The organism is Micromonospora sp. Llam0 (assembly GCF_003751085.1).
Lineage (GTDB): Bacteria > Actinomycetota > Actinomycetes > Mycobacteriales > Micromonosporaceae > Micromonospora_E.
Genome location: NZ_RJJY01000001.1, coordinates 3,957,556 through 3,979,704 on the forward strand (window position 1 = coordinate 3,957,556; position 22,149 = coordinate 3,979,704).

Annotated in this window: 19 protein-coding genes and 1 tRNA gene; 12 read left to right on the forward strand and 8 right to left on the reverse strand. The window is 71.3% G+C overall.

The window, feature by feature from the left end; all coding sequences use genetic code 11:
* Positions 1–35 precede the first annotated feature (35 nt).
* Positions 36–1,763: an IS66 family transposase gene (locus EDC02_RS17275; protein WP_199757460.1), complete on the reverse strand. Its 1,728-nt coding sequence runs from the start codon at positions 1,761–1,763 to the stop codon at positions 36–38.
* A 142-nt stretch (positions 1,764–1,905) separates the two neighbouring features.
* Here EDC02_RS17275 and EDC02_RS17280 point away from each other — a divergent pair, with 142 nt between their 5' ends.
* Entirely contained in the window at positions 1,906–3,105 is a 1,200-nt protein-coding gene (locus EDC02_RS17280; RefSeq protein WP_233605982.1) for a site-specific integrase, read from the forward strand.
* Positions 3,106–3,171: 66 nt separating this feature from the next.
* Here EDC02_RS17280 and EDC02_RS17285 read toward each other — a convergent pair.
* The 4 genes from EDC02_RS17285 to EDC02_RS17300 all read right to left on the reverse strand — a co-directional run bounded on the left by EDC02_RS17285 (position 3,172) and on the right by EDC02_RS17300 (position 6,800).
* Positions 3,172–3,246: transfer RNA gene (locus EDC02_RS17285), tRNA-Val, on the reverse strand.
* A gap of 164 nt (positions 3,247–3,410) precedes the next feature.
* Positions 3,411–3,875 (reverse strand): peroxiredoxin, encoded by a 465-nt coding sequence (locus tag EDC02_RS17290; RefSeq protein ID WP_123602853.1) that lies wholly within the window; start codon positions 3,873–3,875, stop codon positions 3,411–3,413.
* A gap of 14 nt (positions 3,876–3,889) precedes the next feature.
* A complete protein-coding gene (locus EDC02_RS17295) occupies positions 3,890–4,327 on the reverse strand; it encodes a DUF3052 domain-containing protein (protein WP_123602854.1) in 438 nt (145 codons plus the stop codon).
* Between the two features lie 109 nt (positions 4,328–4,436).
* The gene (locus EDC02_RS17300; protein ID WP_370461547.1) at positions 4,437–6,800 is read right to left on the reverse strand and encodes a transketolase C-terminal domain-containing protein; all 2,364 of its coding nucleotides are present in this window, start codon (positions 6,798–6,800) and stop codon (positions 4,437–4,439) included.
* A 391-nt stretch (positions 6,801–7,191) separates the two neighbouring features.
* Between EDC02_RS17300 and EDC02_RS17305 the strand changes: the two genes are divergently transcribed.
* From EDC02_RS17305 to aceE, 4 genes are all read left to right on the forward strand, one after another.
* Positions 7,192–8,103: an ABC transporter ATP-binding protein gene (locus EDC02_RS17305; protein WP_123602856.1), complete on the forward strand. Its 912-nt coding sequence runs from the start codon at positions 7,192–7,194 to the stop codon at positions 8,101–8,103.
* Entirely contained in the window at positions 8,090–8,887 is a 798-nt protein-coding gene (locus EDC02_RS17310; protein ID WP_233605983.1) for an ABC transporter permease subunit, read from the forward strand. Before EDC02_RS17305 ends, EDC02_RS17310 begins: the two co-directional genes overlap by 14 nt.
* A 35-nt stretch (positions 8,888–8,922) precedes the next feature.
* On the forward strand, positions 8,923–9,327 hold the full coding sequence (locus EDC02_RS17315; RefSeq protein WP_199757666.1) for a YjbQ family protein: 405 nt from the start codon (positions 8,923–8,925) through the stop codon (positions 9,325–9,327).
* Positions 9,328–9,514: 187 nt separating this feature from the next.
* The gene (gene aceE, locus EDC02_RS17320) at positions 9,515–12,277 is read left to right on the forward strand and encodes a pyruvate dehydrogenase (acetyl-transferring), homodimeric type (RefSeq protein ID WP_123602857.1); all 2,763 of its coding nucleotides are present in this window, start codon (positions 9,515–9,517) and stop codon (positions 12,275–12,277) included.
* A 134-nt stretch (positions 12,278–12,411) separates the two neighbouring features.
* Here aceE and EDC02_RS17325 read toward each other — a convergent pair whose 3' ends face one another.
* Positions 12,412–12,882: an SRPBCC family protein gene (locus EDC02_RS17325; RefSeq protein ID WP_123602858.1), complete on the reverse strand. Its 471-nt coding sequence runs from the start codon at positions 12,880–12,882 to the stop codon at positions 12,412–12,414.
* A 142-nt stretch (positions 12,883–13,024) separates the two neighbouring features.
* On the opposite strand from EDC02_RS17325, the gene gltX reads away from it, so the two are divergent.
* Entirely contained in the window at positions 13,025–14,458 is a 1,434-nt protein-coding gene (gltX, locus tag EDC02_RS17330; RefSeq protein WP_123602859.1) for a glutamate--tRNA ligase, read from the forward strand.
* Positions 14,459–14,474: 16 nt separating this feature from the next.
* Here gltX and EDC02_RS17335 read toward each other — a convergent pair whose 3' ends face one another.
* Complete coding sequence (locus tag EDC02_RS17335; RefSeq protein WP_233605984.1) at positions 14,475–15,029, reverse strand: copper resistance CopC family protein; 555 nt, start codon at positions 15,027–15,029, stop codon at positions 14,475–14,477.
* Positions 15,030–15,314: 285 nt separating this feature from the next.
* Here EDC02_RS17335 and EDC02_RS17340 point away from each other — a divergent pair, with 285 nt between their 5' ends.
* Complete coding sequence (locus EDC02_RS17340; protein WP_233605985.1) at positions 15,315–15,962, forward strand: hypothetical protein; 648 nt, start codon at positions 15,315–15,317, stop codon at positions 15,960–15,962.
* A gap of 319 nt (positions 15,963–16,281) precedes the next feature.
* Here the strand turns inward: EDC02_RS17340 and EDC02_RS17345 are convergent, their stop codons facing one another.
* Positions 16,282–16,974: a phosphatase PAP2 family protein gene (locus tag EDC02_RS17345; protein ID WP_148083495.1), complete on the reverse strand. Its 693-nt coding sequence runs from the start codon at positions 16,972–16,974 to the stop codon at positions 16,282–16,284.
* A gap of 58 nt (positions 16,975–17,032) precedes the next feature.
* Between EDC02_RS17345 and EDC02_RS17350 the strand changes: the two genes are divergently transcribed.
* The 5 genes from EDC02_RS17350 (at position 17,033) to fabF (ending at position 22,110) form a co-directional block, all read left to right on the forward strand.
* Positions 17,033–18,235 carry a CdaR family transcriptional regulator gene (locus EDC02_RS17350; RefSeq protein WP_123602863.1) on the forward strand — a complete coding sequence of 401 codons (1,203 nt, stop codon included), beginning with the start codon at positions 17,033–17,035 and terminating at the stop codon, positions 18,233–18,235.
* 137 nt (positions 18,236–18,372) lie between these two features.
* Positions 18,373–19,578: an acyltransferase domain-containing protein gene (locus EDC02_RS17355; protein ID WP_123602864.1), complete on the forward strand. Its 1,206-nt coding sequence runs from the start codon at positions 18,373–18,375 to the stop codon at positions 19,576–19,578.
* 38 nt (positions 19,579–19,616) lie between these two features.
* A complete protein-coding gene (locus tag EDC02_RS17360; RefSeq protein WP_123602865.1) occupies positions 19,617–20,561 on the forward strand; it encodes a beta-ketoacyl-ACP synthase III in 945 nt (314 codons plus the stop codon).
* Between the two features lie 86 nt (positions 20,562–20,647).
* Positions 20,648–20,887: an acyl carrier protein gene (locus EDC02_RS17365; protein WP_123602866.1), complete on the forward strand. Its 240-nt coding sequence runs from the start codon at positions 20,648–20,650 to the stop codon at positions 20,885–20,887.
* Positions 20,884–22,110 (forward strand): beta-ketoacyl-ACP synthase II, encoded by a 1,227-nt coding sequence (gene fabF, locus EDC02_RS17370; RefSeq protein ID WP_123602867.1) that lies wholly within the window; start codon positions 20,884–20,886, stop codon positions 22,108–22,110. Before EDC02_RS17365 ends, fabF begins: the two co-directional genes overlap by 4 nt.
* Positions 22,111–22,149 lie beyond the last annotated feature (39 nt).

Genomic DNA, 22,149 nt, shown 5'->3' on the forward strand with positions numbered 1-22,149 from the left:
CGGCGCCGTTGTGGTGGTGGTGGTGGTGGTGGGTGTCAGCCGGTCGGTGGTGGCTGGGCCCAGGTGTGCAGGTCGGCGGGAGACGCGGTCCAGGGTAGGAATCGTTCCAGGTCCGGGCCGGTCAATGGTGTGCCGCCGTGGTGGCCGCAGGCGTCGAGGTAGGCGGTGAGGTAGGTCAGCGGGTTGAGGCCGGCCTGTTCGGCGGTCGCGGTGACGGTCCAGACGGTGGCCGCGAGGCGGGCGGCGTCGTCGGTGCGGGAGCCGTAGGCGTTCTTGCGGGTCACGACCGGTCTGCGGAGCGCGCGTTCGCTGGCGTTGTTGTCCAGGCTGATCATGGGGTGGTCGCGGTGGGCGGTCAGGCCGTCCCATTCTCGGTCCAGGGTGGCCAGGGCCTTCTTCGCCGGCTGTTGCAGCCCGGGGCTGGCCATCTGTGCCTGCCGGGCGGTGTCGATCGCGTCCAGAGCGGTGTCCCAGGCGGTGTACGCGTCAGCCAGCCGCGTGGCGGCTTCGGTCGCGGCGCGTCCGGGCGTGGCGGCCGTGGACGCGTTCCACGCGTCGGTCAGTTCGTCGTGGGCGTGGTAGAGGGCCTTGATCCGGTCCAGCCAGTCGCGGGTCCAGTACCCGAGTTGGGTCGGGTTCGCGTCCCCGGCGCGCACGAAGTACCGGCGGATGTGCGCCCAGCAGTACAGGTTGGTCAGACCGTCGGTCCTACGCCCGGCCGAGGCGTAGACGGTGTAGAAGTCACTGGAGACGACCAGCCCGCGCGGCCCGCCGTCGTCGTGCGGGGTCAACTGCCCGGTGTCGGGGTCGATCCCGGCGTGCCGGGCCAGCACCACCCCGGCGCGGGTCGGGTCCATCACGAAACAGGTGGTGTCCGCGCCGATGAACACCCACAGCCACCAGCGGGCCGGCCCGTCACCGGTATCGGGGGTGAACACGTGCCACGAGGTTTCATCAGCGTGCAGATGCCACGAATCACGGTTACGGGCGACGATCGCCTCTTGCAGCGGCGCGAGCAGCGCCCCGGCCGCCGTGCAGGTCCCGACCAGCGTCGACCCGCTGACGTCAGCCCCGTGACGGGCCAGCCCGGCGATCAGGGAGTTCTGGGAACGCCCGGCCACATACCGTTCGACCAGCAGCATCGCGATGAAGCCGTTACCGAACCGGCCCTTCCCGACCGCTTTCGGCGGCCCGGGTGCGGTCACCGTCCTCGCTCCCGCACACCGGCAACGCCGCCGGTACCGGCGGCGGCGGTGTACCACCACCCGCACCGTCACCCGCCAATCGACCTGCTCGAAGGCGTGATCACCGAACGCCTCGAACGGCGACGAACAATCCGGGCAGCAGTACCCGCCCCCGGTGAAGTCCCACAGCACCTCCACCCGCGGCAGGTGCGAGTAGTCCCTACGGCCGGCCCGGCCACCCGGCCCCCGCCGCGTCGCCTTCCCCGACTGCCGCCCGTCAGATTGACCGCCATGTCCACCCTGGCCGTCACCGTCACCGTCGACCGGCGACGACGGCCGGACCCGCTCCGACGAACGGCCGAACACCAGCCGCTGCAACACCGCCAGCTCCGCCGACAACCGCTCGTTCTCCGCCCGAAGCCGCCCATTCTCCGCCCGCAACTCAGCGTCCTCGGCCCGCAACTGCCCAGCCAACCGCTCCCACCGCTCGTTGGCCTCCACCACCCGAGCCAGCACATCCCGCAACCCGGCGTCAGCATCCGCCTCCACCGCAGCACCCACCGAAACCGTCACAGCCACCAACCAACACCATCACAGCCGCCCGACCACGCACCAACTGTCCGACTTACACACAGTCACCCACGGGACTTGGGACTACTTACACTGGCACGGCCGGGTCACCGTCGGAGTCAAGGACAACGGTCGCCCGGACCGCCGCCACGTGTCCGCCAAGACCGAAGCCGAGGTCATCCGCAAGGTTCGCGCGCTGGAACGGGAACGCGACGGTGGTGCCGTCCGCAAGACCGGCCAACGCTGGACGGTAGAGAAGTGGCTGACTCACTGGGTGGAGACGATTGCCGCGCCGTCGGTGAGGGAAACGACGACGGTCGGCTACCGGGCCGCTGTGTACAAGCACCTGATTCCCGGCATCGGCGCTCACCGGCTTGACCGCCTGGAGCCGGAGCACCTGGAAAAGCTGTACGCGAAGATGATCCGGTCCGGGAGCGCACCGGGCACCGCTCACCAGGCACACCGGACAATCAAGACCGCGCTGAACGTCGCCCTACGGCGCGGTCATGTCGCGCGCAACGTCGCCCAGCTCGCCAAGGCACCCCGAGTTGATGAGCAGGAGATCGAGCCGTTCACCGTCAAGGAAGCGCAGAGCATCCTGACCGCCGCCGCGAACCAGCGCAACGGGGTCCGCTTCGCCCTGGCCCTGGCGCTCGGTCTACGCAAGGGGGAAGCGCTCGGACTCAAATGGCGACGGATCGACCTTGACCGGGGACTGCTCCGTACCCCGCGTCAGCTACAGCGGCACAAGTGGCTGCACGGATGCGACGACCCGCACGAGTGCGGGAAGCGACTACACAAGGTCGACCCTTGCCCGCCGGACTGTCGACGGCACAGGCAGCCGTGCCCGCCGCTCTGCCCGGCCGGTTGCACGCGGCACGCTAGCAAATGTCCGAAGCGCCACGGTGGCGGGTTGAAAGAGGTCGACGTGAAGTCGCGTGCCGGACGGCGTGCGGTCGGCATTCCCCGGCCGTTGTTGGACGCGCTCAAACAGCACAAGGCGATGCAGGAGAAGGAACGTAAGGTGGCCGCGCAGCTCTGGCAGGAAGGCGGCTGGGTGTTCACCCAGCCGAACGGCAGGCCGATCGACCCGCGAGCGGATCACGAATCGTGGAAGGCGCTACTGAGGGAGGCGAACGTACGGGACGCGCGGTTGCACGACGCACGGCATACCGCCGCAACGATTCTGTTGGTCCTCGGCGTGCCGACCCGCGCGGTCATGGAAGTGATGGGCTGGTCTCAGATGGCGATGACGACCCGCTATCAGCATCTGGCACCGGGCGTGGTATCCGGCATCGCCGACCAGGTGGCCGGGCTGCTCTGGGAGCCGAATGAGACGACAGACGACTAACTGAGACTGAAACTGAGACGACACAGGGCACCGGGCATCCGGTGCCCTGTTCGCGTGCTGGTCAGATGGTGGGCGCGGCAGGTTTCGAACCTGCGACCCCTCGCTTGTAAGGCGAGTGCTCTCCCACTGAGCTACGCGCCCGGGCATCACAAGAATCGCCGGCCCGGCGGCGGCCAGTTTACCCTGCCGCTTCCGGCACGGCGCGACGGAGTTCCCTGCGGTCGACGACCGTACCGCCGGAAACGGTCCCGTCCCGGCCTGCAGGGCCCGCTGGACGGTAGCGGGTCCCGCAAGCCGGACGCTGGTCAGTCGGCCAGGTCGGCCAGCGCCTTACGCCATACGGCCTGGTCACGGGCCTGGCCCGGCCCGTTCATCTCGGCGAAGCGGACCACGCCGGTCTTGTCGATCACGAACGTGCCCCGGTTGGCGATCCCGGCGGCGTCGTTGAACACCCCGTACGCCTGGGCGACCGCGCCGTGCGGCCAGAAGTCGGCGAGCAGCGGGAACTGGAAACCTTCCTGCTCCGCCCAGATCTTGTGGGTGTAGACGGAGTCCACGCTGACGGTGAGCGTCTGCACGTCGTCGTTGACGTAGGCGTCGATGTTGTCCCGGACCTCCTGCAGCTCGCCCTGGCAGGTGCCGGTGAACGCGAGCGGGTAGAAGATCAGCAGGACCGCCTGCCGACCCCGGAAGTCGGCCAACCGCACCTCCTGGTTGTTCTGGTTCTTGAGGGTGAACTCCGGTGCCGGCGTGCCGACCTCGACGGGCATGTGCGCTCCTTCACTCACTTCTTGGCCTTGGCCCCACGGCGCAGCACCAGCCGGGCGGCACTCCAGTCCTTGCCGGCGTTGACCATGGAAGTCTGTTGCAGTCCGGCGCTGGGCGCGGACTCGCTGATGTCACTCGGCTCGACGTGGCCGTCACGCCCGGCCTTGGGCGTCAGCAGCCACACCACCCCGTTGTCGGCCAGCGGGCCGAGCGAGTCGACGAGCAACTCGAACAGGTCTCCGTCACCGTCGCGGTACCACAGCAGTACCGCGTCGACGACCTCGTCGGTGTCCTCGTCGACCAACTCGCCACAGCGGTCGGTCAGGGCGTCGCGGAGATCCTGGTCGACGTCGTCGTCGTAACCCATCTCCATGACCACCATGCCCGGCTCGATGCCGAACCGGTCCGCCAGGCTCCGTACGCCGTCGGCGGCCTGACCAGCGGTCGCGCTCACTGTTACTTGCCTCCTCGTCTTGAGCTGCCGGTATCCGTCGGACACCGATAGCGGGTAGTTCACACAGTTGTGCCGCCCGGCGCAAGTGGCGCACCGAGTTCACCGGAATTTACCGTGCCAGCAGCGCTCGGGCACCCTGGGTGATGGCATCTTCGCCGACCAGCACCTGGTTGGCGGCCGGGCCGAGCGGGACGTAGGTGTCCAATGCCGCGATCCGGGCGGCGGCTCCGACGTACCCGGCTTCGACCAGCGCTGCCAGCACCCCCTCACCGACGCCGCCGGATCGGCGGGTCTCGTCGACCACCAGTACCCGGCCGGTGGCCGTCGCCTCGCGGATGATGTCGGCCACCGGCAGCGGCGCGAGCCAGCGCAGGTCGACGACCCGGCAGCCGGCCCCTTCGGCAGCCAGCCGGGCCGCGACCCGCAACGACATCCGTACGCCGTTGCCGAAGGTGATCACCGTCAGGTCCTCGCCGCTGCCGATGGAGTAGCTGCGGGCCCGGCCGACCGGGATGTGCCGGGCACCCCACTCCCCTGGCGGGGTGTACGGCGCCAGCCACAGTCCGTCGTCCGGACTGTGCAGGTCACGAGTCTCGTAGAGGGCGACGGGCTCCAGGAAGACGCACACACTGCCGTCGACCGCCGCGCTGGCCAGGCAGGACCGCAGCAGCCCGGCGGCGTCGTCGGCCCGGGCCGGCACGGCCAGCACCAGGCCGGGTACGTCCCGCAGCACCGCCAACGAGTTGTCATTGTGGACGTGCCCGCTGAGGCTCTCCTGGTAGGCGAGACCGGGCACGCGCAGCACCATCGGGTTGCGGTAGCCGCCCCGGGAGAGGAACTGCAGCGCGGCGGCCTCGCCGCGCAGCTGGTCCTCGGCGCTGTGCAGGTAACTCAGGTACTGGATCTCCGGCACCGGCAGCTGGCCGGCCAGTCCGGCGCCGAGTCCGATGCCGAGGACCGTGGTGCCGTCGCCGGTGGTGTCGAAGACGCGTTGGACGCCGAACCGGTCCTGCAGCCCGGCGGTGACGCCGTGCACGCCGCCCTTGGCGGCGACGTCGGCACCGAACACGGTCATCGCCGGGTACGCCAGCAGACCGTCGGCGAGCGCCGCGGTGATCGTCTGGGCCAGGGTCATCGGCCCGCGTTCCTCGGGCAGCCGGGTGCCGAGGGTGGTGGCGCGGGTGGTGGCCGCCGCTCCGGCCGCGCGGGCACCGGTGTCGGCGACCACCCGGGCGACCCGGATCGGCCGGCGCGGGGCGATGGTGGCCACGACCTGTCCGGCGGTGTCGAGCTTGGCCTCCCCGATGACCTCCTCGGCGACCTTGCGCACCTGCCAGCCGACTTCGTCGTACCGGGAAATGATCTCGTCGGGACTGGCCAGGCCGGCGGCGACCAGCAGCCGCGCGGTGCCGACCAGCGGGTCTCGGGCGACGTCGCGGTCGATCTCCTCGGCCGACCGGTACGCCGATTCGACGTCGGCGCCGCTGTGCCCCATCAGCCGGACGGTGGACAGGTGCAGCACCGCCGGCCGGCGGTGCTCGCGGACCCAGGCGGCGGCCTCGGCGCCGACGTCGTAGGTGGCCGCCAGGTCGCACCCGTCGGCGGCGAAGTACCGCAGCCCTGGTCGGGAGCGCAGCGTCTCGGCGACCCAGCCGTCCGGCGACCGTACGCTGCCACCCAGTCCGTTGTCCTCACAGACGAACAGCACCGGCGTGGACAGCCCCGCGTGGTCGGCCCAGCCAGCGGTGTTGAACGCCGCCGTAGCAGCGGCATGGTTGACTGCCGCGTCGCCGAAGCTGCAGACCACGATGGCGTCGTCCGGCCAGGGCAGCCGGGGTTCCAGGTACGGCCGGCCGGCTGCGGCGGACCGGGCCAGCCCTGGTTGACGTTGCCGGACGGTCGGCAGCATCCGGCGCATCCGGTCGATGCCGAGCGCGGTCCCGACCGCCCGGGGCAGGTGCCCGCCGACGGTGCCGGAGGTGGGCACGATGTTGATGGCGGTGTTGCCGAACACCTTGCCCCGGCCGCCGGTGGTCGGGTCGGCGGCGGAGGCGACGGCACCGCGCAGCACGTCCCGGGCGGCGTCGGTGACCGGGTCGGCGCCGGGCTCACCGACGTCGACGCCGGATCCGGGGTCGGCCCCGCCGGGGCGAAGGCCCGGCTCGACGCCGGGCTCGTGGCCGTCGGCGAGACCGGCCTGGGCGAGCCGGGCGCAGTAGAAGCCCCCGGACCGGTAGTGCAGTAGCGCCGGGTCGGTCACCCGGACGGCGGCGGCCAGCGCCGCGTTGCCCTCGTGGCCCGACGAGCCGAGCGTGTAGAAGCCTTCTCCGAAGCTGCGCAGCCAGCGTTTGGCCAGGTCGAGATGGCGGCTGGTGAGTTGGGCGTCGAACAGCGCCAGCGCGGACTGCCCGGTGAGCAGGGTGCCGTCGCGTACCGGCTGTTCGGGTGCCCGTCGGTCCGGCGCGGTGTCCATCGCGGCGACCGCGGTGCGGAACCGTTCGTCGAGGTCCTGCGGGGTGGTCACGTCGGACAGCATTACCGACGCCCGCCAGGCGCGGCCACCGGGCGGCGAGCGGGCCGCCGCTGGGCCGGGTCGGGGCAGACTGCAGCGCCGCTGGTGGCCGGGGAGGTCATGGTCGCGATGCTACGCGGCAGCCCGGCAAACGGCAGCGCAGCCGCGCCGCCAGGCGCGGCTTGGACGGCAGCGCCGCCACGCCGCCAGGCGGGGTCACTTGCGGGCAGCGGATAGCATAAGGTTCGGTACGTTCTGAACGTTCATAACACCCATTGATCGTCACAGACGTCGATCGTCGCGCGCTTCGAGGCGGAGCGCCGTCAGACTCAAACCGAGGAGGCGAGGTCCGATGGCTGACCCGGCCATCCGTACCGAGCAGTTGATCAAGACGTACGGCCGCAACCGCGGCCTCACCGGCCTCGACCTTCAGGTCGAGACCGCCGAGGTGTACGGGTTCCTCGGCCCCAACGGAGCCGGCAAGTCCACCACCATCCGGCTGCTGCTGGATCTGATCCGGCCGACCAGCGGCACCGTCCGGGTGCTGGGGCTCGACCCGCGCGCCGACGGCATCCCGCTCCGCCGACGGATCGGCTACCTGGCCGGCGACTTCATCGTTGACGGCCGGCAGACCGGCCATGAACTCCTCACCTATCTGGGTAACCTGCGCGGCGGTGTGCCGAAGGCGCGGATCACCGAGCTGGCCGACCGACTCGACCTCGACCTCGGCCGGCGGATCAAAGGGCTGTCCAAGGGCAACCGGCAGAAGGTCGGGGTCGTGCAGGCCTTCATGCACTCCCCCGAGCTGCTCATCCTCGACGAACCGACCAGCGGACTGGACCCCTTCCTGCAGCAGGAGTTCGTCGCGATGGTCCGCGAGGCGAAGGCCGCCGGGCAGACCGTCTTCATGTCCTCGCACGTGATGAGCGAGGTGCAGCAGACCGCCGACCGGGTCGGCATCATCCGCGACGGCCGGCTGGTCACCGTCGAACGGGTCGAGGACCTGCGGGAACGGGCGGTACGCCGGATCGAGATCGTCTTCGACGCCCCGGTGCCGGCCGACGAGTTCGCGACGGTCCCCGGGCTCAGCGACGTGGTCGTGCACGACACCCGGCTCAGTTGCCGGCTCGACGGGCGGGCCGATCCGCTGATCAAGGCGGCGAGCCGGCACACCGTCGTCAGCTTCCTGGCCGAGGAGCCCGACCTGGAGGACCTCTTCTTCACCTACTACGAGCGGACGGAGACCGACGGTGTTGCTGCGTAACCCGTTCACCAAGGCGCTGCGCGACAACCGCCGGTCCATGCTGGGCTGGGCGGTGTCGATCGCAGCCGTCGGCACCATGTACGCCGCTTTCTGGCCGACCATGCAGACACCGGAGATGGCCGAGGCGATGTCGGCCTACCCGGAAGGGATGCTGGAGGCGTTCAACTTCAACGACGTCACCAGTCCCGCCGGCTATCTCGGCAGCGCCGTCTACGGGCTGCTCATCCCCCTGCTCGTGGCGGTGTTCGGGATCGCCGCCGGGGCCCGGACGATCGCCGGTGACGAGGAGACCGGTTCGCTGGACCTGCTGCTCGCCCACCCGGTCAGCCGGGTCCGCGCCGCGCTGCAGCGGTTCGCCGCGCTGGTGGTCGGGCTGGTGGTCACCGGGGCGCTGCTCTGGCTGGCCCTGGTCGCGATCCGTGGTCCGGCCGAGTTCACCGCCGTCGGGGTCGGTGCGCTGGCCGCGATGACCCTGCATCTGGTGCTGTTCGGCACCGCGTTCGCCGCCCTGGCGTACGGCGTGGGGGCCGCGACCGGCAGCCGGGCGACGGCGCTCGGCGTCGGCGCGGCGGTCGCCGTGCTCGGCTACCTCGCGAATGCCGTCCTGCCCCAGGTCGACGCGTTGGCGTGGGCCCGCGACATCTCTCCGTTCCACTGGTACCTCGCCGGCGATCCGCTGGTGAACGGGGTGCAGTTCGGCGGCGTACTGCTGCTCGCCGGCTTCGCCGCGGTCTGCGTCGCCGCCGGCACCTGGCGCTTCACCCGCCGCGACATCGCCGTGTGAGGAATCCGGCCGGCCCGGCTGCCACACTGGCAGGCATGGACTCCGACGTGATCTCCATCCGGACCGGCTCCCGACCCGTGGTGCGTGACATCACCGCCGAGGCGGGACGGTTCGTCGCCGGACGTGGCGACGGGCTGCTGCACGTGTTCGTACCGCACGCCACCGCCGGTATCGCGATCATCGAGACCGGTGCCGGCTCCGACGACGATCTGCTCACCGCCCTGGACCAACTGCTGCCCACCGACGACCGCTGGCAGCACCGGCACGGCTCCCCCGGGCACGGCCGGGACCATGTGCTGCCGGCGTTCGTCGCCCCGTACGCCACCCTGCCCGTGCTCGACGGCCGGCTCGCTCTCGGCACCTGGCAGTCGGTCTGCCTGGTCGACCCGAACGGGGACAACGCCGACCGCAAGGTCCGGTTCTCCTTCCTCGCCGGTTGACGGCGGCCGACTCGCTGGTCGAGACGGCCGGCCGGGCGGTCGGAGCCGGGGCCGGAGCCGGCCGGAAGTTACCGTCTGGTACCTGTGTCCCAGATCGCCTCTATGGCGACCGCGCGTGACGCAACCGGCCTCCAGGGGGCAGGATGGTCAGTAGAGACCTATCCCACACACAACTGAGGGAACGCCTGTGGCCACGGAACGCAAGCGCCCGGTGATCAGCGACGGCCTGCCGAGCCAGCTTCCGGACATCGACCCTGAAGAAACCAGCGAATGGGTCGAGTCACTCGACGGAGTGATCGACGAACGCGGCGCCAAACGCGCCCGCTACGTCATGCTGCGCCTGCTCGAACGGGCTCGGGAGCGCCAGGTCGGGGTGCCGCCACTGACCACCACCGACTACATCAACACGATTCCGCCGGAACGCGAACCCTGGTTCCCGGGCGACGAGATGATCGAGCGGCGGATCCGCGCGTACATCCGGTGGAACGCCGCGGTGCTGGTGCACCGCGCGCAGCGGCCGGAGATCGGCGTCGGTGGCCACATCTCCACCTACGCCAGCGCGGCATCCCTCTACGAAGTGGGGATGAACCACTTTTTCCGTGGCAAGCAGCACCCCGGCGGCGGTGACCACATCTTCTTCCAGGGGCACGCCTCCCCCGGCATGTACGCCCGCGCCTTCGTCGAGGGCCGGCTGTCGGAGCAGCGCCTCGACGGCTTCCGGCAGGAGTTGTCGCACGCCGGGCTCGGCGGCGGGCTGCCGTCGTACCCGCACCCGCGGCTGATGCCGGACTTCTGGGAGTTCCCCACCGTCTCGATGGGCCTCGGCGCGATCAACGCGATCTACCAGGCCCGGTTCAACCGGTACCTGCAGCACCGGGGTATCAAGGACACCTCCGACCAGCATGTGTGGGCGTTCCTCGGCGACGGTGAGATGGACGAGCCGGAGTCGCTCGGCGCGATCGGGGTGGCCGCCCGCGAGGAGCTGGACAACCTCACCTTCGTGATCAACTGCAACCTGCAGCGGCTGGACGGCCCGGTGCGCGGCAACGGCAAGGTCATGCAGGAGCTGGAGGCGTTCTTCCGGGGTGCCGGCTGGAACGTGATCAAGGTCGTCTGGGGTCGGGAGTGGGATCCGCTGCTCGCCGCGGACACCGACGGCGCGCTGGTCAACCTGATGAACACCACGCCGGACGGCGACTACCAGACCTACAAGGCCGAGTCCGGCGCGTACGTGCGGGAGCACTTCTTCGGCCGCGACCCGCGTACCCGCAAGATGGTCGAGAGTCTGTCCGACGACGAGATCTGGAACCTCAAGCGCGGCGGTCACGACTACCGCAAGCTGTACGCGGCGTACAAGGCGGCCACCGAGCACACCGGCCAGCCGACGGTGATCCTGGCCAAGACGATCAAGGGCTGGACGCTCGGCGAGCACTTCGAGGGCCGCAACGCCACCCACCAGATGAAGAAGCTGACCCTGGACGACCTGAAGACCTTCCGGGACCGGCTCTACCTGGACGTGCCGGACGAGCAGTTGGAGGCCAACCCGTACCTCCCGCCGTACCTGCGCCCGGCCGACGACTCCCCGGAGATGACCTACCTGCAGGAGCGCCGCAAGGCCCTCGGCGGGTACGTGCCGACCCGGCGGACCGCCGCCCGCCCGCTGGCGGTGCCGGGCAGTGAGCGGTTCGGTGACGTCAAACGCGGCTCCGGCAAGCAGAAGGTCGCCACCACGATGGCCTTCGTCCGGCTGCTCAAGGACATCATGAAGGACCGCGAGTTCGGCAAGCGGTGGGTGCCGATCATCCCGGACGAGGCGCGGACCTTCGGCATGGACTCGCTGTTCCCGACGCAGAAGATCTACTCACCGCACGGGCAGAAGTACACCGCGGTGGACCGGGAGCTGTTCCTGTCGTACAAGGAGTCGACCGCCGGGCAGATCCTGCACGAGGGGATCAACGAGGCCGGCTCGGTGGCGTCGTTCACGGCCGCCGGCACGTCGTACGCCACCCACGACGAGCCGATGATCCCGCTGTACATCTTCTACTCGATGTTCGGGTTCCAGCGCACCGGCGACGCGTTCTGGGCGGCGGCCGACCAGATGGCCCGCGGCTTCGTCCTCGGGGCCACCGCCGGGCGGACCACGCTCAACGGCGAGGGCCTGCAGCACGAGGATGGCCATTCGCAGCTGCTCGCCGCGAGCAACCCGGCGGTGGTCGCCTACGACCCGGCGTTCGCGTTCGAGATCGCGCACATCGTGGAGAACGGCCTGCACCGGATGTACGGCGAGTCACCGGAGAACGTCTTCTACTACCTGACGGTGTACAACGAACCGATCGTGCAGCCGGCTCAGCCGGACGGGCTCGACGTGGAGGGCCTGCTCAAGGGGCTCTACCGGTACGCGGCGGCACCGCAGGTGAGTCGGGCCGACGGCGGCGAAGCGCCCCGGGCCACGATCCTCGCCTCCGGCACCGGTATGCAGTGGGCGCTCAAGGCGCAGCAGCTGCTCGCCGAGGACTGGGGGGTGGCCGCCGACGTGTGGTCGGTGACCTCCTGGACCGAGCTGCGTCGGGACGCGGTGGCCTGCGAGGAGCACAACCTGCTCAACCTGGGCGGTGAGGCGCGGGTGCCGTACGTGCGCACGGCGCTGGCCGACGCGCCGCAGTCGGTGGTCGCGGTCAGCGACTGGATGCGGGCGGTGCCGGACCTGATCGCCCGGTGGGTTCCGGGCGACTACACCTCGCTGGGCACCGACGGGTTCGGGCTGTCGGACACCCGGCACGCGTTGCGGCGGCACTTCCACGTCGACGCCGAGTCGGTGGCCGTGGCGACGCTGCGGCAGTTGGCGTTGCGCGGTGAGGTGCCGGCCGAGGTGCCGGCGGGGGCCGCCAAGAAGTACGCGATCGACGACGTCAACGCCGCTCCGGTCGGGGAGACCGGCGGCGACTCCTGATCCGCAGCGACCGCGGTCGACGGGCTCCGGCGGGTGACCGCCGGGGCCCGTCGCGTCCGGGGCCGCACCATCTGCGGACCCCGCCGTAGCTGCGGTCGTCGGCGGTCAGCAGACGTTGGTCCGGTCGGCTGCGGTCAGCAGACGTTGGTCCGGTCGTCGGCGTTGGCGGCGTGCCGGGCGGCGGCCAGGTCGGACAGGCGGCCCAGGGACGTCTCCAGATCGGCACCGACCCGGTGCTTGCCGAGGCGCAGCAGGGTCGCGCTGACCTGGCCGGCCGGCCACCGCACGATGGTCAGCCGGACTGCGGTGCCGTCCCCCTCCGGGGTGAGTTCGACCTGCACCTCGGTGCGGGCCTCGGCCCGCAGGCCGGGGCCGGCGGCCCGCTCCCGCCAGGCGATCAGCTTGGGCGGCTGGAACTCGATGACCTCGGCGTCCGCGGCCGCACCGTCCGCCGTGTGCACCCGCATTCGGCGGATGTCGCCGCCGATCACCTCGGCCTGGCGGACACCGGCGAGCCAGTCGGGCAGCAACGCGGCCTGCCCGACCACCTCCCAGACGGTGTCGATCGGGGCCTCCACCCGCCCGCTGCGTTCGATGAGGATCATCTGCCTGCCTGTCTCTGCCTGCTCGTCCTGACAGGCGCAGCCTAAATCACATTCTCCACAAAAGGTGCAGACTTCGCTGTTCACCCAGGGTGCCACCGGACCTGGCCGTCGGGCGGGGATCGGCCGCCCGTAGGCTGGGACCGTGACGGTACGCGTACGCTTCGCCCCATCCCCCACCGGTATGTTCCATGTCGGCGGTGCCCGTTCAGCACTGCAGAACTGGATCTACGCCAAGCAGCACGGGGGCGTGTTCGTACTACGGGTGGAGGACACCGACGCGGCCCGCAACCGCCCCGAGTGGATCGAGGGGATCCTCAGCGCGCTGGACTGGATCGGCATCCGTCGTGGTTCGTACGAGGGGCCGTACTTCCAGTCGGCCAACGCCGGCGAGCACCGCGCGGCGGCCGACCGGCTGCACCAGTCCGGGCGTGCCTACTACTGCGACTGCGCCCGCGCCGACGTGCAGGCCCGCACCGGCAGCGAGTACCGCGGGTACGACGGGTTCTGCCGCGACCGGAGTCTCGACGCCGGGGCCGGGCGGGCCCTGCGGTTCCGCACTCCGGACACCGGCAGCACCACGGTCGTCGACCTGATCCGCGGCGAGCCGACGTTCGAGAACCAGTTGATCGAGGACTTCGTCATCGCCCGGGGCGACGGCTCGCCGGTCTTCCTGCTGGCCAACGTGGTCGATGACATCTCCCAGGGGATCACCCACGTGATCCGCGCCGAGGAGCACCTGCCGAACACCCCCAAACAGCAGCTGCTCTGGGCAGCGCTCGGGGTCAAGCCACCGGTCTGGGCGCACGTACCGGTGGTCGTCAACGAGAAACGCCAGAAGCTGTCCAAGCGCCGCGACAAGGTGGCGCTGGAGGCGTACCGCGACGAGGGGTACCTCGCCGACGCGATGCGCAACTATCTGATGCTGCTCGGTTGGGCGCCCAGCAACGACCGGGAGATCGTGCCCTGGTCGGTGATCGAGGAGGAGTTCCGGCTGGAGGCGGTGAACCCGTCACCGGCGTTCTTCGACGAGCGCAAGCTGCGCGCCTTCAACGGCGAGTACATCCGGGCGCTACCGGTCGAGGACTTCATCGCCGCCTGTCAGCCCTGGCTGACCGGGACGCCGTCGACGCCGGCGCCGACCGGCAGCGGTATCGCGCCGCCGCCGTGGCGGGCGGCCGACTACGATCCGACGACGTTCGCGGCGGTCGCCCCGCTCGCCCAGACCAGAATCGCCGTACTCAGCGAAATCGTCACGAACGTCGATTTCCTCTTCCTCGACGTCCCGGTGATCGACGACGCCGGGTGGGCGAAAGCGATGAAGGACGGCTCAGCCGACTTGCTGGACGCGACGATCGCCGCGTTCGCGGCGCTGCCGGACTGGTCCGCCGAGCCGTTGAAGGCGGCGCTGGAGCAGGTCGGCGCCGAGCGTGGCCTCAAGCTCGGCAAGGCCCAGGCACCGGTACGGGTCGCGGTGACCGGCCGGTCCGTCGGGCTGCCGCTGTTCGAGTCGCTGGAGGTCCTCGGGCCGGAGCGCACGTTGCGTCGGCTGCGTGACGCCCGCGCCCGGCTCGGCTGACGTCGCGACGGTCCGGTCAGGTGGTACGGCGACGGACGAAGAACGCTCCGGCGGCCACCGCGACCAGCAGGACGACGGCGCCGACCAGCCACGGCCACCAGGGTGTGGACTCGGTGGAGCTGGTGGCCTGCGGCGTCGGTGCCGGGGTCGCCTCCGGTGTCGGTTCGGCGACGGTGGGGCTGGGTGCCCCGGTCGGTGACGGATCAGCGGTCGACTCGACACCGACCGTCAAAGTGAAGGTGAGTGTGCCCTTGACCCAGTGTCCATCAGTGGACAACACGTTGTAGTCTACTGTGTACTCTCCGGCGGGGCCGGGACGGAACGGCACACTCACCGCCTTGCCGTCCACTACGGGTGCCCCGGTGGACGCCGCAGCGCCGTCCGGACCGGTCACGCCCAGCTCGGTCTGCTCCTGGCTGAGATTGGCCAGAAAGGTGAGTCGGACCGCCTCGGGGGCCTGCGCAAGCTCCGCGCCGTCAGCCGGATCGCTCCCGGTCAGCACGTTGTGCGCCTGGGCCGGCGATGCCCCGAACAGCACCGCGAGCAGCCCGACGAACACCGCGAGCAACACCCTTGGTACGCGTACCACCCTGTCCCCCAACTGTTGCGATCGCCGGATACGATCGGTCGCCAGACGACGCGCCGGGCCGTCATCGGCCGACCTCCCTGGTTGGTCGGTCACCGGTCGTCGATGGTTCCCGAAAAATCCGTCCAGCGGGTGCAACCGTCCAGGGTCATGCGGAGTCTCTCACAGTGAGGGTCCGCGACCACGCCCGCCGCTGATTACGTCGGGCAGCTATCGGGTAGTGAGCACATCGACTAGGGACCTGACCTCCGCGGGGCGAGGGAGTTGACCATGGGACAGCGGGCAGCCAGCCGTCTTCTAGCGGCCGGTGCGCTGCTCCTGGCATTCGGCACGTCCATGTTGTCGGCGAACCGGGTGTACGCGGCACCACCTGCACCAACGACCGTCACCATCGAAGGTGACGACCTGCCGGAGCCGCTCGCCGTGCACGCCGACACCGACGCCGAGTTGTTCGCGGCGGTGCTCAGCCAGGTCAGCTGGCTCACCGGACCGGGCCAAACCAGTTCCCCGGAGCCGGGTGACCTCGGCCCGAAGTACCTTGTCGTGGTCATGGTGGCGGACGAACCACATCGCGCCTACGAGCTGTATCCGCTGGCCAAAGGCGGTCCCCGCGCGTTCCGACCGGCGGAGCAGCCCGGTAAGGGCAAGACCACGGCCGGCTGGTTCTTCGGCCGGCTGACGATGTCCGAAACATTGCGGGCGGCCGGCGCGCCGCTGCCGGCCCGCCCGGACAGCATCAGCGGTGGCATCGGCGGCGGCGAACGGGTGATCCCGGAGGACGCGCTCAACCCGGGTGAGGACATCGACAAGATGCTCACCGACCTGCGCCAGGTCATGATGCTCAACGCCGCCGTGGTGGTCGGCATCACCCTGGGGATCGCGGGGATCGCCCTGCTGGTACGCCGCCGGACCAGGTGACCGGCTGGGCTGTGCAGGTGACCGGCTGGGCTGTGCAGGTGACCGGCCGGGCTGTGTCAGCACCAGCGGTGCGGCGGGCGTTCCCGACGTACCGCCCGGGAACTTGGCCGGACCCCGAGGTGGCGGTGCGCGCCCGCCCATCCCCGTTGCCCCGCGCAGCAGGTCGACACCGGCCGCGGGTCGGCCGGGCCGCCCCGGTCGGTCCCCTGCCCGGTCAACGTCCGACCGGGTGACGGTTGGTCCCGCTCTCCCGGATGGTCCCGCCCGACGCCATGGTCCCGCCCGACGCCGCCGCTGTGGCCAGCCCCCAGGTACGCCATCACGAACTCCTCACCTCGCACGAGCCGTCCCGAGACGACACCTTGCCAGGTACCGGGCCGGCCGCCGCCGGCCCCCCCGCTCGTGGTGACCACAGGCGGGCGGCCAGCGCCACAGCCGTCACCGCCACCAGGGCGCCGCCGATCACGTCGACCGGCCAGTGCGCGAGCAGCACCAGCCGGGTCGCCGCGATGAACAGCGCGCCGGCTCCGGCGAGCGCCGCCACCAGCAACCGCCCGGTACGCCGTACCCCGGGCCAGACCAGCAGGACGACCGCGAACGCCGCAGCGGCGGCGTTGGTGGTGTGCCCACTGGGGAAGCCGTTGGCCGCGATGGTCACGAAGCCGTCCGCCGGGCGGGGCCGGTGCAGCAGCCACTGCCCCAACATCCAGCTGGCCGGGGCCGCGACGGTGACCGTCGCGCAGAACCAGGCCCGGGGCCGGTCCCGGCGCACGGCGAACAGGGTGGTCGCGGCGGCGCCGGCGGCCAGGAACGACATCGTCGCCGCCAGGTCGGTAGCGATCCGCAGGACCGCCACCAGCGTCGGCCGGTCGGCGGCGTAGGCCCGCAGCCGGTCGGTCACCGGGGCGTCCAGCCGGGCGACCAACGCGGGATCCACCACCAGCACGGTGGTCAGCGCCGCGAGGGCGAGCAGGGCCAGCAGCGGTACGACCAGCGGCGGACGGGCGATCATCCGCACATGTTGGCACGGTAGGCGCGGTCGCGCCCGCCGGCCGTGACACGCTGACGGGGTGGCGACCAAGCGCAACGATGCCGGGCTCACCGCGACCCTGCGTCGTATCGAGCGGTCGGCCGGGGCGCTGGCGACCGCGAGCGTGGCCCGGATGGACGAGACCCTGCCCTGGTTTCGTGAGCTGCCCGCCGACCAGCGTTCCTGGGTGATGGTCATCGCCCAGGCCGGCGTGCGTTCCCTGGTGGAGTGGCTGCGCGACGGCGGCGGCGCGAACGGGAGCCCGCAGGAGGTCTCCGACGAGGTCTTCGCCGCGGCGCCGCGGGCGCTGGCCCGGTCGATCAGCCTGCAGCACACGGTCGCCCTGATCAAGGTCACCATCGACGTGGTCGAGGCGCAGGTGCCGCACCTGGCGGCGACCGGCGAGGAGTCACTGCTGCGCGAGGCGGTGCTGCGGTTCTCCCGGGAGATCGCCTTCGCCGCCGCCCGGGTGTACGCGCGGGCGGCGGAGTCGCGCGGTGCGTGGGACGCCCGGCTGCAGGCGCTGCTGGTCGACGCGCTGCTGCGCGGCGACTCGTCGGACGTGCTGGCCAGCCGGGCCGCCGCGCTGGGCTGGACCGACGCCTCGCCGGTGTCGGTGGTGGTCGGGCGGTCACCGGGCGGCGAGGTCACCGCGGTCCTGCAGATCGTCTACCGGGCCGCCCGGCGGATCGGGGTGGAGACGATCGGCGGGGTGCACAACGACCGGCTGGTGGTGGTGCTGGGCGGGGCGGCCGATCCGGCGGCGGCGACCGGCAAGCTGCTGGACGCGTTCGGCGCCGGCCCGGTGGTGGTCGGACCGATGGTGGCCAGCCTGGACGAGGCGACCGAGTCGGCCCGGGCAGCGCTGGCCGGATACCGGGCGGCACCGGCCTGGCCGGCGGCGCCCCGCCCGGTCGCGGCGACCGATCTGCTGCCGGAGCGGGCCCTCGCCGGTGATCCCGAGGCCCGCCGCCGGCTGCGCCGCGACGTGTACGGAACCCTGGTCCGTGCCGGCGGGGAGCTGCTGGAGACCCTGGACGCGTTCTTCGCCGCCGGGGCCGTGCTGGAGGCGACAGCGCGGGCACTGTTCGTCCATCCGAACACGGTGCGTTACCGACTGCGGCGCATCGGTGAGGTGACCGGACTGTCGCCGTTCGCCGCCCGCGACGCGTACGCCCTGCAGATGGCCCTGGCGATCGGCCGGCTGGATCCCCCGCCGCTGCTGCGGACCTTGCCTGACTGAACGCACTTCCGAGTAACATTTGCGGGCAAAAGACGTGCACATCCGACGATCTTTGTAGGAACCCTCCAACGACGGTAGTGCGGATTGGTATCTCAGCGCACCCAAGTGACCCGTGGGTATCAGGAAGAGTCATAGCCGTGCTCGCCGTACTCTCCCCCGGCCAGGGGTCCCAGAAGCCCGGCTTCCTCACCCCGTGGCTCGACCTGCCCGGTGCCGAGGCCCGCCTGCGGTGGTGGTCCGCGCTCGCCGGGGTCGACCTGGTGCGCCTCGGCACCACCGCCGACGCCGACGAGATCAAGGACACCGCTCGCACCCAGCCGCTGCTGGTCGCCGCGGCCCTGCTCGCCGCCGAGCACCTGCCTGGCGGATCACCGGCCGGACACCGCCGGGGCGGGCTCTACGACGTCGCCGTCGTCGCCGGTCACAGCGTCGGCGAACTCGCCGCCGCGTCGCTGGCCGGGGTTCTGCCCGCCGAGTCGGCCATCACGCTGGCCGCGGTCCGGGGCCGGGAGATGGCCGCCGCGTGCGCGCTGGAACCCTCCGGGATGGCCGCCGTGCTCGGCGGCGACCGGGACGAGGTGCTGGCCGCGATCGACCGTCACGGGCTGCACCCGGCGAACCACAACGGAGCCGGTCAGATCGTGGTGGCCGGAGCCACCGGCCAACTGGAGAAGTTCGCCGCCGAGCCGCCGGCCCGGGCCCGGGTGGCGGTGCTGAAGGTAGCCGGGGCGTTCCACACCCCGTACATGGCACCGGCCGAGCAGGCGCTCGCGAGCGTCGCCGCCGGCATCATCCCGGCCGACCCCACCCGAATCCTGCTGTCCAACCTGGATGGAGCGGCCGTCGACCACGGCCGGGAGCTGCTGCAACGCCTCGTCCGGCAGGTGACCGCACCGGTGCGCTGGGACCTGTGCACGCACACCCTGGCAAACCTCGGTGTCACCGGAGTACTGGAGCTGCCACCGGCCGGCACCCTCGCCGGCCTGGTCAAGCGGGAGTTCAAGGACCGCGGCGTGCCGGAGATCGTCACCGTGAAGACCCCGGACGACCTGCCCGCGGCGCGGGCCCTGATCGCCCGGCACGGGATGGCCCCCAGTCACGAGCCCACCAGGCAGTTCCGGGTCGTCGTATCGGCCAGCGCCGGCACCTTCGAACCGGCTGCCGGACTCGCCGAGGGCGACCCGCTGACCGCCGGTCAGATCATCGGACACGTCACCACCCGGCAGGGTCCGGTCGAGGTCGCCGCGCACGACGCCGGCCTGCTCACCGAATGGCTCGCCCACCACGACGACCCGGTCGCACCGGGCCAGCCGCTGGCCCGGATCAGCGGTTCCGCACTGTGAGCGCGCACCCCGACAGCGCGCCGGGAAAGGCAGCAACCATGACCGGATCGCAGATCGTGGCACTCGGGCACTACCAGCCCTCCCGGGTGGTCACCAACGACGAACTCGCCCAACTGGTGGAGACCAACGACGCCTGGATCCGGGACCGTGTCGGTGTCGTCACCCGCCGGATCGCCGACTCGGAGACCGTCGCCGACATGGCCTCGGCGGCGGCCGAGAAGGCACTGGCCAACGCCGGCCTCACCGCGGCCGACATCGACCTGGTGGTGGTGGCGACCTGCACCGCCATCGACCGCAGCCCGAACGTCGCCTGCCGGGTCGCGGCCCGGCTCGGCATCGCCGCCCCGGGCGCGTACGACATCAACACCGCCTGCTCGGGCTTCAGCTACGCGCTCGGCACCGTCGACCACGCCGTACGGGCCGGTGCGGCACGCAACGCCCTCGTCATCGGCTCGGAGAAGCTCTCCGACTTCACCAACTGGACCGACCGCTCCACCTGCATCATCTTCGGCGACGGCGCCGGCGCCGCGGTGGTCACCGCCACCGGCGGCAACGAGCCGGCCGGGATCGGACCGGTGGTCTGGGGCTCGGTCCCGGACAAGAGCGACGCGGTACGCATCGAGGGCTGGCGGCCGTACATCGAGCAGGAGGGCCAGTCGGTGTTCCGGTGGGCGACCACCGCGCTCGCCCCGTTGGCCCGGCAGGCCTGTGAGCGCGCCGGGGTCGACCCGACGGAGATCGCCGCCTTCGTCCCCCACCAGGCGAACGCCCGGATCATCGACGGCATCGCCAAGCGGCTCGGGATGCCCGACGCGATCGTCGCCAAGGACATCGTCGAATCCGGCAACACCTCGGCGGCCAGCGTGCCGTTGGCGCTGTCGAAGCTGGTCGAACGACGGGAGATCCCGTCCGGCGCCCCGGTGCTGCTGTTCGGCTTCGGCGGTGGACTCACCTACGCCGGGCAGGTCGTCCGCTGCCCGTAAGCTCCTACCGCCCGCTCCGAGGTGGAGCGGGCCGCCCGCCGACCCGGCAGGCATCATTGTTTCAACCGAGAGGAAAGTAGAAAACCATGACCCGTGACGAGATCACCGCCGGCCTCGCCGAGATCCTCGAAGAGGTCGCCGGGGTCAACCCGGACGACGTGGCCGGCGACAAGTCGTTCACCGATGACCTGGACGTCGACTCGCTCTCCATGGTCGAGGTCGTGGTCGCCGCCGAGGAGAAGTTCGGCGTGAAGATCCCGGACAACGAGGTGCAGAACCTCAAGACCGTCGGCGACGCGGTCGCCTACATCGAGACGCAGGCGTGACGATGGTCGACGTCGTCGTCACCGGGCTCGGCGCGACGACCCCGCTCGGCGGGGACGTCGCGGCGACCTGGGAGGCCATGCTCAACGGCAAGTCCGGAGTCGACAAGCTCACCCACGACTGGGCCGCGCAGCTGCCGGTCCGGATCGCCGCCGAGTTGGCGTCCGAACCCGCCGAACGGTTGGACCGGGTCAAGCTGCGCCGGCTGGACCGATCCGAAGCGATCGCGCTGATCGCCGCAGGTGAGGCGTGGACGGACGCTGGGCTGGGCGACGCCGGCGTCGACCGGGAACGGCTCGGCGTCAGCATCGGTTCCGGCATCGGCGGCGCGCTCACCCTGCTCGCCCAGGACGACATCCTGGAAGCCTCCGGGCCGCGACGGGTGTCGCCGCACACCGTGCCGATGCTGATGCCCAACGGTCCGGCCGCCTGGGTCGGGTTGGAGTTCGGCGCGCAGGCCGGCGTCCACTCGGTCGCCAGCGCCTGCGCGACCGGCGCGGAGGCGATCGCGCTCGGCCTGGACATGATCCGGGCCGGCCGGGCCGACGTGGTGATGGCCGGCGGTACCGAGGCCGTGGTGCACGGTCTGCCGATCGCCGGTTTCGCCGCGATGCGGGCCATGTCGACCCGCAACGACGACCCGCAACGGGCGTCGCGGCCGTGGGACAAGGCCCGCGACGGGTTCGTCCTCGGTGAGGGCGCCGGCGTCGTGGTGCTGGAACGGGCCGAGCACGCGGCGGCCCGGGGCGCCCGGGTGTACGCCCGGCTCGCCGGGGCCGGGCTCACCTCCGACGGGTACGACATGGTGCAGCCGCATCCCGAAGGGCTCGGCGCGGCCCGGGCGATCCGGTTCGCCCTCGCCGACGCCGGAGTGTCCGGCGGTGACATCGTGCACGTCAACGCGCACGCCACCTCGACCCCGGCCGGCGACCTCGCCGAGCTGGTGGCGCTGCGCGAGGCGATCGGCGACCACCCGGTGCTGACCGCGACCAAGTCGATGTCCGGCCACCTGCTGGGCGCGGCCGGCGCGCTGGAGTCGATCGCCACCATCCTGGCGATCCGCGACAGCGTCGTCCCGCCGACGATCAACCTGGACGACCCGGACGACCAGCTCGACCTCGACGTGGCAGCGCAGAAGGCCCGGCCGATGGAGGTACCCGCCGCGTTGAACAACTCGTTCGGCTTCGGTGGACACAACGTCGCGCTCGTCTTCACCCGGGTCTGAGCGCCGACCGGGTCACCACGACAGCGGACGGCGCTCCGG

Bases quoted from the DNA above. Each gene is read 5' to 3' on its own strand.
- EDC02_RS17290 (WP_123602853.1), bottom strand. From the start codon at position 3,875: ATGCCCGTCGAGGTCGGCACGCCGGCACCGGAGTTCACCCTCAAGAAC.
- EDC02_RS17300 (WP_370461547.1), bottom strand. From the start codon at position 6,800: ATGGACACCGCGCCGGACCGACGGGCACCCGAACAGCCGGTACGCGAC.
- EDC02_RS17305 (WP_123602856.1), top strand. From the start codon at position 7,192: ATGGCTGACCCGGCCATCCGTACCGAGCAGTTGATCAAGACGTACGGC.
- EDC02_RS17315 (WP_199757666.1), top strand. From the start codon at position 8,923: ATGGACTCCGACGTGATCTCCATCCGGACCGGCTCCCGACCCGTGGTG.
- EDC02_RS17325 (WP_123602858.1), bottom strand. From the start codon at position 12,882: ATGATCCTCATCGAACGCAGCGGGCGGGTGGAGGCCCCGATCGACACC.
- EDC02_RS17340 (WP_233605985.1), top strand. From the start codon at position 15,315: ATGGGACAGCGGGCAGCCAGCCGTCTTCTAGCGGCCGGTGCGCTGCTC.
- EDC02_RS17345 (WP_148083495.1), bottom strand. From the start codon at position 16,974: ATGATCGCCCGTCCGCCGCTGGTCGTACCGCTGCTGGCCCTGCTCGCC.
- EDC02_RS17360 (WP_123602865.1), top strand. From the start codon at position 19,617: ATGACCGGATCGCAGATCGTGGCACTCGGGCACTACCAGCCCTCCCGG.
- EDC02_RS17365 (WP_123602866.1), top strand. From the start codon at position 20,648: ATGACCCGTGACGAGATCACCGCCGGCCTCGCCGAGATCCTCGAAGAG.